This window comes from Serratia sp. 201, from assembly GCF_037027545.1.
GTDB lineage: Bacteria > Pseudomonadota > Gammaproteobacteria > Enterobacterales > Enterobacteriaceae > Serratia > Serratia bockelmannii.
On record NZ_JAXCHC010000003.1, the window covers coordinates 431,905 to 444,235 of the forward strand.

Genomic DNA, 12,331 nt, shown 5'->3' on the forward strand with positions numbered 1-12,331 from the left:
AAGATGAAGAAGATCATGATGATTGGCTACGGCGCGATGGCGAAGGAAGTGATCGCCCGTTTGCCGGAAGGCGTGGAGGTCGGTTGGATCCTGGCGCGCGCAGCTCATCATGCGGCGATCGCCGAGGCTTTTGGCGGGCGGGTGCAGGCGCTGGCCCATCCTGGGCAGTGTTCGCAGCGGCCGGATCTGGTGCTGGAGTGCGCCAGCCAGCAGGCGGTGGCGGAGTTTGGCGAAGCGGTGCTGCAGCGCGGCTGGCCGCTGGCGCTGATCTCGACCGGCGCGCTGGCGGACGCCGCATTGCAACAGCGGCTGCAGCAGGTTTGCCGCCGCCATCACGGGCAACTGATCGTGCTGTCCGGCGCGGTGGCGGGGATGGACGGGCTGGCGTCGGCGCGCGAAGGCGGGCTGGAGAGCGTGACCTATCAGGCCAGTAAAAGCCCGGCCAGCTGGCGCGGCAGCCCGGCGGAACAGTTGATCGATCTCGATGCGGTGAGTGAAGCGCAGGTGTTTTTTGAAGGTTCGGCGCGTGAAGCGGCGCGTTTGTTCCCGGCTAATGCCAACGTGGCGGCCACCATTGCGCTCAACGGCCTGGGGATGGACGCCACCCGGGTACGCCTGCAGGTCGATCCCGCCACCCGACGCAATACCCATCGCCTGCAGGTGTGCGGCGATTTTGGCGAGTTTCACATCGAGCTGAGCGGCACCCCGCTGGCGAGCAATCCCAAAACATCAACCCTGGCGGCGCTGAGCGCGGTACAAGCCTGCCGCCGTCTGGTGGACGGCGGTTTTATTGCCTGAACGGCAGGAGCGGAGCATGGAACGATTGAATATTTTTGTCGCCGGACGCTGGCGCGAAGGGCGTGGCGAAGAGATGGCTTCGGTATTCCCGGCCGACGGCAGCGTCAACGCGCGGCTGCGTGCCGCTAACGTCGAGGACGTGAATGAGGCGGTGGAGGCAGCGGAACGCGCCTGGCGCGCGCCGGAGTGGCGTGGGTTGGTGCCGCACCAACGCGCCTCGATCCTCTACCGCGTCAGCAACCTGATCCTGGCGCAGCAGGAACAGCTGGCCGAGCTGCAGACCCGCGACAACGGCAAGCCGCTGGCGGAGACCCGCGGGCTGGTGGCCAGCGCAGCGGCGACCGCGCGCTACTTCGCCGCCGCCTGCGAAGTGTTGGAAGGCGAATTGCCGACCCCGCGCAGCGCCGAGGTGATGACGCTCAGCCAGTATCAGCCGATGGGGGTGATCGCCGCCATCACGCCGTGGAACTCACCGATCGCCAGTGAAATGCAGAAGGTGGCGCCGGCGCTGGCGGCGGGCAACGCGGTGGTGCTCAAACCGGCCGAAGCCACGCCGCTGATGGCGCTGAAGCTGGCCGAGCTGTTCGAACAGGCGGGCCTGCCTGCCGGGCTGCTCAGCGTGCTGCCGGGCAAAGGTTCGGTGATCGGCGAGGCGTTGGCGCGCCATCCGCGGGTGAAAAAGATCTCCTTTACCGGTGGGACCAGCACCGGGCGCCATTTGGCGCATATCGCCGCCGACAAGCTGATCCCCACCTCGTTGGAACTGGGGGGCAAATCACCGACCATCGTGCTGGAGGACGCCGATCTGGAACAGGCGGCGCGCGGTATCTGCTACGGCATTTTCAGCTCCGCCGGCCAGGCGTGCATCGCCGGATCGCGGCTGTTCGTGCATCGTTCGCTGTATCAGCCGCTGCTGGCGCGCTTGACCGAACTGACGGCGGGGCTGCGCATCGGCAACCCGCTGGTGCCGGGCGTGCATCTCGGCCCGCTGATCAGCGCCAAACATCGACAAAGCGTGGCGGACTACGTGGCGCTGGCGCGGCAGGAGGGTGGCCGGGTGATCATCGGCGGCGAAGCGCCGGCCGATCCGCAACTGGCGAGCGGTAGCTATTACCTGCCGACCATTATTGAAGGCTTGAACAACGACGCCCGCGTGTGCCAGGAGGAGATCTTCGGCCCGGTGCTGGTGGCGCTGCCGTTCGACGACGAGCAACAGCTGATCGAACAGGCCAACGACTCGGTGTACGGCCTGGCGGCCGGCATCTGGAGCCGCGATTTCCCGCGGGCGATGGCGCTGGCGGAGCGGCTGGAAACCGGCACCGTCTGGATCAACACCTACAAAACGTTCTCGATTTCTACACCGTTCGGCGGTTTCAAGGAAAGCGGGCTGGGCCGCGAAAAGGGCCTGAACGGCATCAAGGCCTACATGCAGCAGAAAAGCGTGTATCTGGCGCTGAGCCATCAGGTGAACCGCTGGAGCGACTAGGCCGACACCTCTACGCATAACCCTAATAACGACTACCCTAAGAAGGCAGATGATGAGCGATAAAATCACGGTTGGCGAGGCGATAGCCCGGACTCTGGAACAGTACGCGGTGTCGGCGATGTACGGCATCATTTCGATTCATAATCTGCCGATCGCCGATGCGGTGGGGCAGCGCGATAAAATTCGCTTCGTGCCGGCGCGCGGCGAAGCGGGCGCGGTCACCATGGCCGACGCGCACGGGCGCTTCTCCGGCCTGGGCGTGGCGTTGACCAGCACCGGCGCCGGCGCGGGCAACGCGGTGGGGGCGATGATTGAGGCGCTCAACGCCAACACGCCGCTGCTGCATATCACCGGCCAGGTGGAAAAAGCCTATCTGGACGCCGACGCCGGTTTTATTCATGAAACCCGCGATCAGCTCGGCTTCCTGCGCGCCTGCTCCAAGCGCGCTTACCGGGTCAATTCGCCGGAGCAGGCGGTGGCGGTGATCCAGCGGGCGATCCTGGATGCGCAAACCGTGCCCTGTGGCCCGGTGGCGGTCGAGATCCCGATCGATATTCAAAGCAGCCTGGTTTCCCGTTCGGTGCTGACCGAAGCGTTGGCGCCGGCGCCGCTGCCGAAGGCGGACGATGCGGCGGTGGAGCGGCTGCATCAGCGGCTGAAACAGGCCAAGCGTCCGCTGCTGTGGTTAGGCGGTGGCGCCTTGGCCTGCGGCGACGCGGTGCGCAAGCTGGCGGACGCCGGCGTGGCGGTGATCTCCAGCACCCACGGGCGCGGCATTCTACCGGACAGCCATCCGCGCAGCCTGCGGGCGTTCCACAACTCGCCGAGCATCGAGGCGATCCTGACGCAGTGCGACCTGACGCTGGTGGCCGGTTCACGGCTGCGCAGCAATGAAACCCGCACCTGGACGCTGCCGCTGCCGCGCCCGCTGGTGCAGATTGACATCGATCCGGCGGCGGCCAACCGCAACTATCTGGCCGATGAGCAGATCAACGGCGACTGTGCGGCGTTGCTGGCCGCGCTGGCGGCGCGACTGGCCCCCGGCGAGAAGGTTAACGCCGAGTGGGATGCCGAGATCGCGGGGGCGGTGCAGCAGGCGGAGAGCGCGTTGCGTCAACAGTCCGGCGAATACGCCAAACTCAACGACGCCATCGACGCCGCGTTGCCGCAGGACGGATTGCTGGTGCGCGATATCACCGTTTCCGGCAGCGTCTGGGGCAGCCGTTTGTTCCGCGCGATCTCGCCGCTGTGCAACATTCACTCGCTGGCCGGTGCTATCGGCATGGGGCTGCCGATGGCGATCGGCACCGCGATCGCCAACCCGCAGCGCAAGGTGGTGGGGCTGGTGGGCGATGGCGGTTTGGCGCTGGGCCTGGGGGAACTGGCGACCATGGCGCAGGAACAGGTGAACATCACCCTGCTGATCATGAACGACGGCGGTTATGGCGTGATGCGCGGCATTCAGGACAAGTATTTCGCCGGGCGCCAGTATTACAACGAGCTGCATACGCCGGCCTTTACTCAAATAGCCGAAGCGATGGGGCTGAAAGCCTGGAAGGTCGAGGCGGCGGCGCAGTTCAACGGCGTATTGGCCGAGGCGATCAACTACCCGGGGCCGTCGGTGGTCGAGGTGGACATGAAGCAGGTCGGGCCGCTGACCTTCGCCGGGCCGCCGCAGAAAACCCTGTATTGAGACGATAAAAAACGCCCGGCGGTTGCCGGGCGTTCTCGTTGTTACTTCTCTGCCGCGATGCGATCGCGAATGTGCTGCGCGCGCGCTTGGGAAGACGGGTGATCGTCGAACATGCTGCTCTGACGGCCGGCTTCCATTTGGGCCAATTTTTCGAAGCTGGTGGCCAGGCCGTTCGGATCGATGCCGCGCTTTTTCAGCAGATCGAACGAGTAATCATCCGCTTCGCTTTCCTGCTTCTGCGAGAACTGGGCGCTGACCAGTTTCTCGCCGATGTCCGCCAGCTGCGACTGCGACAGCGAGCCGATGACGCCGCCGGCGGAGGACGCCGCGGTGCGCAGCGCCACGGTGCCGTAAGCCACCTGCATCGCTTTACGGGTGTGGCCCAGGGCCACGTGGCCCATTTCGTGGCCCAGCACGCCTTCCACTTCGTTGTCGTTCATCATGTCCATCAGGCCGCTGTAGACGCGGATACAGCCGTTGGCCATCGCCCAGGCGTTGACGTCTTTGGTCACGTAAACCTTATAGTTGGCCGGGGTGCCGTTGATGTTGTCGCCCAGCGCCGCAGCGATTTTGTTGAGACGCTTGGCGTAGGTGCTGCCGGCCGGCGCGATTTGTGCCTTGCTGTCCATCTCGGCGCAGGATTTATCACTCAGGGCCTTAACGTCGTCGTTGCTCAAGGTCGCCGCCTGGAACGCCTGCGCGCCGGACTGCATCAAGGTTTCGGTATTCAGGTTTTGACAGCCGGTTGCCAAGGTGGCAATGCCCAACGCAATCAAAGAGGTACGGATCTTCATAACGCTATCTTCCTGTGAAGGTAACAAGGTAAAAGAGTCATTTTGCTTTGAGGAAATCTTGTCGCAAGAGCCTAGTGTACGCCAGCTAAGGCGAGAATAGTGTTATTCCGAAAAAGCGTCCAATCGTGCTAATAAGTGGTGAACTCGCTCTCATTTGGCATTAGGGATTGCCGTTGTGATGTGGAGTCTGAGAAAATAGGGAACTTGACTGCTTTTTTTATCCGACCTGGAGTAAAACATGTCCTCTCGTAAAGAGCTTGCCAACGCCATCCGCGCACTCAGCATGGACGCCGTACAAAAAGCAAATTCCGGCCACCCGGGGGCCCCTATGGGCATGGCGGACATCGCCGAAGTCCTGTGGCGTGACTACCTCAACCACAACCCGACTAACCCGCACTGGGCTGACCGCGACCGTTTCGTGCTCTCCAACGGCCACGGCTCCATGTTGATTTACAGCCTCCTGCACCTCACCGGCTACGACCTGCCGATGCGCGAGCTGGAGAACTTCCGTCAGCTGCATTCCAAAACCCCGGGGCACCCGGAGTACGGCTACACCCCAGGCGTTGAGACCACCACCGGCCCGCTGGGCCAGGGTATCGCCAACGCCGTCGGCTTCGCCATCGCCGAACGCACCCTGGCGGCGCAGTTCAACCGCCCTGGCCACGACATCGTCGACCACCACACCTACGCCTTCATGGGCGACGGCTGCATGATGGAAGGTATCTCGCACGAAGTCTGCTCCCTGGCCGGCACCCTCAAGCTCGGCAAGCTGACCGCCTTCTACGATGACAACGGCATCTCCATCGACGGCCACGTCGACGGCTGGTTCACCGACGACACCGCCCTGCGTTTCGAAGCCTACGGCTGGCACGTGGTGCGCAACGTCGACGGCCACAACCCGGACGCCATCAAGGCCGCGATTGAAGAAGCCCGCAAGGTGACCGACAAGCCGTCGCTGCTGATGTGCAAGACCGTTATCGGCTTCGGTTCGCCGAACAAGGCCGGCACCCATGACGTGCACGGTGCCGCGCTGGGCGCCGCCGAAGTGGCCGCCACCCGCGAAGCACTGGGCTGGAAATACGCCGCCTTTGAAATCCCGCAGGACATCTACGCCCAGTGGGACGCCAAAGAAGCCGGTCAGGCCAAGGAAGCGGCCTGGAACGACAAGTTCGCCGCCTACGCCAAGGCCTTCCCGGAACTGGCTGCCGAGTTCAAGCGCCGCATGAACGGCGAGCTGCCGGCGGACTGGAAAGCCGACGCCAAGGCGTTCGTGGAAAAACTGCAGGCCAACCCGGCCAACATCGCCAGCCGCAAGGCGTCGCAGAACGCGCTGGAAGCGTTCGGCAAGGTGCTGCCGGAGTTCCTGGGCGGCTCTGCCGACCTGGCGCCGAGCAACCTGACGATGTGGTCCGGCTCGAAAGCGCTGAACGTTGACCCGGCGGGCAACTACATTCATTACGGCGTGCGCGAGTTCGGCATGACCGCCATCACCAACGGCATCGCGCTGCACGGCGGCTTCCTGCCGTACTCGGCGACCTTCCTGATGTTCGTGGAATACGCCCGCAACGCGGTGCGCATGGCGGCACTGATGAAGCTGCGCAACGTGTTCGTCTACACCCACGACTCCATCGGTCTGGGCGAAGATGGCCCGACCCACCAGCCGGTGGAGCAGCTGGCGAGCCTGCGCGTGACCCCGAACATGAGCACCTGGCGCCCGTGTGACCAGGTGGAATCGGCGGTGGCGTGGCAGTACGGTATCGAGCGCAACGACGGCCCGACCACGCTGGTGTTCTCGCGCCAGAACCTGACCCAGCAGCCGCGCAGCGCAGAGCAGCTGGCGAACGTGTACCGCGGCGGCTACGTGCTGAAAGACTGCGCGGGCACGCCGGACGTCATCCTGATTGCCACCGGCTCCGAAGTGGGTATCACGGTGGAAGCGGCGGACACGCTGACCGCAGCGGGCCGCAAGGTGCGCGTGGTGTCGATGCCGTCGACCGACGCGTTCGACAAGCAGGATGCGGCGTACCGCGAGTCGGTGCTGCCGGCGGCGGTGACGGCGCGCGTGGCGGTGGAAGCGGGTATCGCGGACTACTGGTACAAGTACGTGGGCCTGAACGGCGCCATCGTGGGCATGACCACCTTCGGTGAGTCGGCGCCGGCGGAGCAGCTGTTCGCCGAGTTCGGCTTCACCGTGGACAACGTGGTGGCCAAGGCGCAAGCGCTGCTGAAGTAAGCCGCCGGGCGCAAGCCGATACAAAAGCCGGTCATCATGACCGGCTTTTTTTATGGGCGGAAACCGCGTTTACGACGCGGTCTTGATGCTTTCGGCGCTGCGCAACCGGTCGTAAGCCGCCGCCAGCAACAGCACCAGCAGCGTAGGCTGCAGCCAGACCAGACCCTGTTCGGCCAGCGGCAGCTTATCGAACCAGACGGGCAGCAGGCTGCTGAAGCTGGAGGCTTTCAGGCCGTCGGCGAGGCCAAACACCAGGCTGGTAGCGATCACCGGCGCGAAGACGCGCTTGGCGCTGCGCCAGCGGTTCTGGCTGAAGCTGAGCAATACCAGCGCGATGCAGGGCGGGTAGATCGCCGTCAGCACCGGCAGCGAGACGCGGATCAGATTGGCCAGCCCCATGTTGGAAACCAGCATGGCGAAGAGGGCGAGGATAACCACCAGCGTGCGGTAAGAGAGCGGCAGGTAGCGGGAGAAGAAGTCCGCGCAGGCACAGGTCATGCCGACCGCCGTCACCAGGCAAGCGATGAACATCAGCACCGCCATAAAGACGCTGCCCAGATCGCCGAAGGTGTGCTGCACATAGGCGTGCAGGATTGCCGCGCCATCCTGAGCATCGTTCCCGACCAGGCTGCCGCTGCCGGCGCCGAGCTTGAACATGCAGATATAGACCAGAGTCAGGCCGACGCCGGCGATCAGGCTGGCCCAGAGGGTGTAGCGCAGCAGCAGGCCGCTGTCGCTGACGCCGCGCGAGCGGGCGGCGGTGACGATAATCGAGCCGAACATCAACGCCGACAGCGTGTCCATGGTTTGATAACCCTGAACGAAGCCGGTGGAAAACGCCGCGGCCTGATAGCTGCCGACGGCGGAGACCGGCGCACCGGCGGGCCAGACCAGGGCGGCGATGCCGAGCGCGGCCAGCGCCAGAATTTTCAGCGGCGCCAGAATATGGCCGACGTTGTCGAGCAAGCGGCCGGGATACAGCGACACGACCATCGCCAGGGTAAAGAACAGCAGGCTGTAGATGAACTGCGGCAGGGCGCCGTCGCCGGTGAAGGGCGCGATGCCGAGGGCGAAAGAAACATTGGCGGTTCGCGGGGTGGCGAACAGTGGGCCGAGCGCCAGATAGCAGACGGTCGCCAACAGCAGGCCGGCTGTGCGGCCGATGGGGCCAGTCAGCAGGCTGATGCTGCCGCCGACGCGCGCCAGCGCGATCACGGCAATCACCGGCAGGGCGACGGCGGTCACCATAAAACCGAGGGCGGCCGGCCACAGATGCTCACCGGACTGCAGCCCCACCAGCGGTGGGAAAATGATGTTGCCGGCGCCGACAAATAGGGCGAAGGTCATAAAGCCCAGGGCGATAATGTCTTTCGGGGATAAACTCTTGGTCATAACGGTATGGCACTGCCTGTATTCATGAAATAAACGGCCTGGCTGCGGAATGAAGCACTGCAGGAGGAGGCGCGTGGGGCAGCGTAAGCCCGCAAAAATTTTCGTCCGGCAGGATATAATAATTCGGCGACAAAAACCTGATTAATCCAGCGCTGTTTACCCCGGAGTGAACCGGCCGCACAGAGGGATCCTGGCGGCCGGCCCGGCAGCGCGTTAGCTCGCGCGCGCCACCATGTCTATCGACAGCGGGATTTCGATATGCGGTTTAAAAGAGTCATACGCGAAGGAGACGTGGCCGTCTTCGACCGGTTTACGGGTGAAAAAGATCAGCATATCACGGGTCGAATGCCGGCGTTTGTCCTGCGCTTCCACCGGTGAGAGGCTGTGTTTGCGCTCATGGTCGACAATCAGCAGGGTATCGAGGAAATGCCGATGCTGTATTTCGCCCAAAATCCATTCCGGCCGGGCGCGATCGAATTTGATCCCGCTGGTTTCGCGCATATCGTGAATAAAGGTCTTGGCGCTGTCGTCGGTCATGTTGTCGCAGCCGAGGAAGGTCGTCATGGTGTGGTCGACGCCGTCGCTGTGTACGCCTTCCAGCGCCGGTTCGCCCAACATCTGCGGCGTGGTGACGGTGCGCAGGTTGAACACCGTGCAGACGAATTTGTTGATTTCCTGATTAAGCCGGGGGCGCGGCGTCACGCTCACGCCATCGATCACGTAGGCTTTGAATTTCATCAGTGCCTGAAATGCCGTATTCAACTGCAGATCGTCGTTGATGCCGCGGAAATGGCGCACCTTTCCCGAATCGTAGCGGATGAAGTCTTCCTCGACCGAGAGCACGAAAGGCTGGAACTCCAGCCGCTCAATCTGGGCGCGATCGAAGTCGAAACAGAAGCGGCCGTTTCTGGACTTGCGGAAAGGCAGTGTGGGATCGTCCGCCAGATTGGCGCTGACCTGCTGCAGCCTGGCGAAATCTTCCGGCCGCGCGCCCAGCGCCAGCAGGATCGCTTGCATGGTGGCGCCGGGGATAAAGGCTGAACGGTGTTCCTGGTACGCCTTCTTAACTTCATCAAGCAGGGATAACTGTCGCATTTCTCGGTGGCCTCACGAATGATGTGGCGATTATAAAATCTTGCTGCCGATCTCCACGTCGACATCGGGTTTCAGCAAGACAGTGCCTTGATCCCGGGTGACCGCGGCAAGTACCAGCACTTCAGATTTAAATCCGGCAACCCGCCTGGCGGGGAAATTAACGACGGAGATGACTTTTTTTCCAAGCAGATCATCTTCCTGATAGTTTTCGCATAATTGCGCCGAGCTGTTTTTAATGCCAATTTCTTCGCCGAAATCAATGCGCAGCTTATAGGCGGGTTTTAATGCCTTGTCGTTATATTCCACGGAAATAATTTCGCCAATACGCATATCCAGTTTCATAAAATCAGTGATTTCGGCCATGAGTCAGTCCAGTTAATTAAGTGGCTTCAGGAAGGCTAGCAAAGGGGAATTATTCCGACAATGCCGCCAGGAGGGGAATAGTTATACCGGATGTAGCAATTAATTTACATTATCGTAACGTGGTGGAATTAATTATAAGCTTGGTGAATTATATAAAATTGAAACTTCATTATTTCCCGCAATTATGTTCACCACGCCTGCTTGGTGCCAGCGTCGATACTGTTAAGCCCGTGTTAAATTGGTTAGTATGCTCTGCATTAATTCATCAACGGCATTTTTTAGGTAGTGATATGGAAATAACCCAGCGCGAAAAACGCGATCGGCGAAAGGCATTTATTGCGCCGTTTTTCCTGATATTAATTTGGTCGACCGGTTTTATTGCCGCGCGGGCGGTGGCGGATCATGCCGATCCCAACCTTTTCCTGACCTTTCGCTTTTTGATCGCCGCGGTAGTATTCGCTCTGCTGGCGCTGCATTGCGCCTGGCCCAAGGGGCGACAGTTCGTAATGCACCTGCTGACCGGCATGTTGATGAACGGTGTTTACCTTGCCGCAAGCTGGTGGGCGGTGGCGAACGGCCTGGCGGCCGGAGTGATGTCGCTGATCGGCGGATTGCAGCCGCTGTTTACCGCGCTGATTTTCGCGCTGGTGCTGCGTAAGCCGATCGGGTTACGTTCCTGGGCCGGGCTGGCGGTCGGTTTTATCGGCGTTGCGCTGGTGCTCTCCCCGCGGCTGACCGGCATCGACGTCGGCAATATGGCGCTGCTGCCGATCCTGATGGGGTTTGGCAGCATCGTTGCGCTGACGATAGGCATCATGGTGCAGAAGTCTTCGCTGGCAGCGGCCGATCTGCGGGCGGCAGGCGCCATTCAGCACCTCGGCGCGGCGATCGTGACCGGCGTACTGGCGGCCGTAATGGGCTCAGGCGCCTGGGACAATTCGCCAACGCTGTGGTTCTCGCTGCTGTGGTCGGCCGGCGTGTTGTCGCTGGGCGGCACCGCGCTGTTCATTTGGATGGTGCGCCACGGCGATTTGACTCGCATTACCGCGCTGATGCTGCTGGTGCCGCCGGCGGCGGCGCTGCAGGCTTACGCGCTGTTTGGTGAGGCGTTGTCGCTGGTGCAGCTGGCGGGATTTGTTCTGACGCTGCTGGGGGTTGCCATCGTACAGCGAATTCGCCTGCGGCGGCGCTCTCACCTGGCCGAATAGTCTGCGATAGGAAGTGCTGTAAAGCCCGCGCTGCCGGGCTTTTTATTGGCTGAAAAACGTCCAACCTCACAAAACCGAAAGATAACAAGCAACGCCGTTGCCTCGTCATAAATATTAACTGTATGTTAATTTTTGGTTTATTAAATGTGATCAGGGGATGGATGATGATGAAAAAAATCAGCGCGACCGTAGCTGCTATCACCTTACTGGGCTCCGTTTCCGCCTATGCGGCCTTCCCGGCGGGCTACCCCGCCGACTATCAGAAACTGGTCGACGGCGCGAAGAAAGAAGGCAAGGTGGTGATTTATTCAACCACCGACACCAAGGCGGCGGCGCCGCTGATCCAGGGGTTCGAGGCGTTGTATCCGGGCATCAAGGTCGAATACAACGACATGAACAGCACCGAACTGTATAACCGCTTTATCAGCGAGCAGGCGGCCGGCGGCACCAGCGGCGACCTGGTGTGGAGTTCGTCGATGGACACCATTTTGAAACTGGCGGGCGATTACGCGCAGGAGTATGCCTCTCCGGAGCGGGCTCAGTTGCCAAAATGGGCGGTATGGCAAGATAAAGTGTATGGCACCACCTATGAGCCGGTGGTGTTTATCTATAACAAACGGCTGATCCCGCAGGGCGATGTGCCGGATTCACACGCGGCGCTGGCTAAACTGATCGCCGGTCAGACGGACAAATTCAAGAAGAAAGTCACCACCTACGACATCGAAAAATCCGGCGTCGGCTTCATGCTGTCGGTGCAGGACTTCAAGGCCGATCCTAACTACTTCAAAACGCTGGCCGACGTGGCCAAGGGCGGGCTGGCGGTGCAATCTTCCACCGGCACCATGATGGAGCGCGTCTCCTCCGGTGAAAACCTGATCGGCTTCAATATCCTCGGTTCATACGCCGAGGCCCGCGCCAAGAGCGATCCGTCGCTCGGCATCGTCTATCCGAAAGACTATACCCTGGTGCTGTCGCGCGTGAGCTTCATCAGCAAAGAGGCCGGCAACCCTAATGCCGCCAAGCTGTGGTTCGACTACGTGCTGTCGGAGAAAGGGCAAAATATTCTCGCCAATCAGGCGGATATCCCCTCGATCCGCAACGACATCGAAGGCAAGAACGACATCGATGGCATGACCAAGCTGTTGGGTAACGCGCTCAAGCCGATCCCGGTCGATGACAGCCTGCTGGAATATCTGCAGCCGGCCAAACGTCTCGACTACATCAAACAATGGCGCGCCGCCGCGGCGAAATAACAGGGACTGCATTCGG

General features: G+C 61.8%; 10 protein-coding genes. 6 read left to right on the top strand and 4 right to left on the bottom strand.

Annotated elements, in window-relative coordinates:
- The first annotated feature begins 3 nt into the window (after positions 1 to 3).
- From WA302_RS17645 to WA302_RS17655, 3 genes are read left to right on the top strand one after another with little or no spacing between them, the layout of a single operon-like run.
- Positions 4 to 798 (top strand): aspartate dehydrogenase, encoded by a 795-nt coding sequence (locus tag WA302_RS17645; RefSeq protein WP_025304196.1) that lies wholly within the window; start codon positions 4 to 6, stop codon positions 796 to 798.
- A 16-nt stretch (positions 799 to 814) separates the two neighbouring features.
- Complete coding sequence (locus WA302_RS17650; protein ID WP_025304195.1) at positions 815 to 2,284, top strand: aldehyde dehydrogenase; 1,470 nt, start codon at positions 815 to 817, stop codon at positions 2,282 to 2,284.
- Positions 2,285 to 2,336: 52 nt separating this feature from the next.
- Entirely contained in the window at positions 2,337 to 3,977 is a 1,641-nt protein-coding gene (locus tag WA302_RS17655; RefSeq protein ID WP_193402448.1) for a thiamine pyrophosphate-binding protein, read from the top strand.
- Positions 3,978 to 4,018: 41 nt separating this feature from the next.
- Here the strand turns inward: WA302_RS17655 and WA302_RS17660 are convergent, their stop codons facing one another.
- The gene (locus WA302_RS17660; protein WP_016930039.1) at positions 4,019 to 4,771 is read right to left on the bottom strand and encodes a M48 family metallopeptidase; all 753 of its coding nucleotides are present in this window, start codon (positions 4,769 to 4,771) and stop codon (positions 4,019 to 4,021) included.
- 238 nt (positions 4,772 to 5,009) lie between these two features.
- On the opposite strand from WA302_RS17660, the gene tkt reads away from it, so the two are divergent.
- Complete coding sequence (gene tkt, locus WA302_RS17665; RefSeq protein ID WP_089180484.1) at positions 5,010 to 7,004, top strand: transketolase; 1,995 nt, start codon at positions 5,010 to 5,012, stop codon at positions 7,002 to 7,004.
- A 69-nt stretch (positions 7,005 to 7,073) separates the two neighbouring features.
- Here tkt and brnQ read toward each other — a convergent pair whose 3' ends face one another.
- From brnQ to WA302_RS17680, 3 genes are all read right to left on the bottom strand, one after another.
- Entirely contained in the window at positions 7,074 to 8,396 is a 1,323-nt protein-coding gene (gene brnQ, locus WA302_RS17670) for a branched-chain amino acid transport system II carrier protein (RefSeq protein WP_025304192.1), read from the bottom strand.
- Positions 8,397 to 8,609: 213 nt separating this feature from the next.
- Positions 8,610 to 9,491: a 2OG-Fe dioxygenase family protein gene (locus tag WA302_RS17675; RefSeq protein ID WP_025304191.1), complete on the bottom strand. Its 882-nt coding sequence runs from the start codon at positions 9,489 to 9,491 to the stop codon at positions 8,610 to 8,612.
- 30 nt (positions 9,492 to 9,521) lie between these two features.
- On the bottom strand, positions 9,522 to 9,854 hold the full coding sequence (locus tag WA302_RS17680) for a tRNA-binding protein (RefSeq protein WP_025304190.1): 333 nt from the start codon (positions 9,852 to 9,854) through the stop codon (positions 9,522 to 9,524).
- 290 nt (positions 9,855 to 10,144) lie between these two features.
- Between WA302_RS17680 and WA302_RS17685 the strand changes: the two genes are divergently transcribed.
- Both WA302_RS17685 and WA302_RS17690 read left to right on the top strand, forming a co-directional pair.
- A complete protein-coding gene (locus WA302_RS17685) occupies positions 10,145 to 11,062 on the top strand; it encodes a DMT family transporter (protein ID WP_049296208.1) in 918 nt (305 codons plus the stop codon).
- 164 nt (positions 11,063 to 11,226) lie between these two features.
- Entirely contained in the window at positions 11,227 to 12,315 is a 1,089-nt protein-coding gene (locus WA302_RS17690) for an ABC transporter substrate-binding protein (RefSeq protein ID WP_043142713.1), read from the top strand.
- Positions 12,316 to 12,331: the final 16 nt, after the last annotated feature.

What these genes read in the sequence shown, in the direction of transcription:
- WA302_RS17645 (WP_025304196.1), top strand. Translation starts at nt 4, where the DNA reads ATGAAGAAGATCATGATGATTGGCTACGGCGCGATGGCGAAGGAAGTG.
- WA302_RS17650 (WP_025304195.1), top strand. Translation starts at nt 815, where the DNA reads ATGGAACGATTGAATATTTTTGTCGCCGGACGCTGGCGCGAAGGGCGT.
- WA302_RS17655 (WP_193402448.1), top strand. Translation starts at nt 2,337, where the DNA reads ATGAGCGATAAAATCACGGTTGGCGAGGCGATAGCCCGGACTCTGGAA.
- WA302_RS17660 (WP_016930039.1), bottom strand. Translation starts at nt 4,771, where the DNA reads ATGAAGATCCGTACCTCTTTGATTGCGTTGGGCATTGCCACCTTGGCA.
- tkt (WP_089180484.1), top strand. Translation starts at nt 5,010, where the DNA reads ATGTCCTCTCGTAAAGAGCTTGCCAACGCCATCCGCGCACTCAGCATG.
- brnQ (WP_025304192.1), bottom strand. Translation starts at nt 8,396, where the DNA reads ATGACCAAGAGTTTATCCCCGAAAGACATTATCGCCCTGGGCTTTATG.
- WA302_RS17675 (WP_025304191.1), bottom strand. Translation starts at nt 9,491, where the DNA reads ATGCGACAGTTATCCCTGCTTGATGAAGTTAAGAAGGCGTACCAGGAA.
- WA302_RS17680 (WP_025304190.1), bottom strand. Translation starts at nt 9,854, where the DNA reads ATGGCCGAAATCACTGATTTTATGAAACTGGATATGCGTATTGGCGAA.
- WA302_RS17685 (WP_049296208.1), top strand. Translation starts at nt 10,145, where the DNA reads ATGGAAATAACCCAGCGCGAAAAACGCGATCGGCGAAAGGCATTTATT.
- WA302_RS17690 (WP_043142713.1), top strand. Translation starts at nt 11,227, where the DNA reads ATGATGAAAAAAATCAGCGCGACCGTAGCTGCTATCACCTTACTGGGC.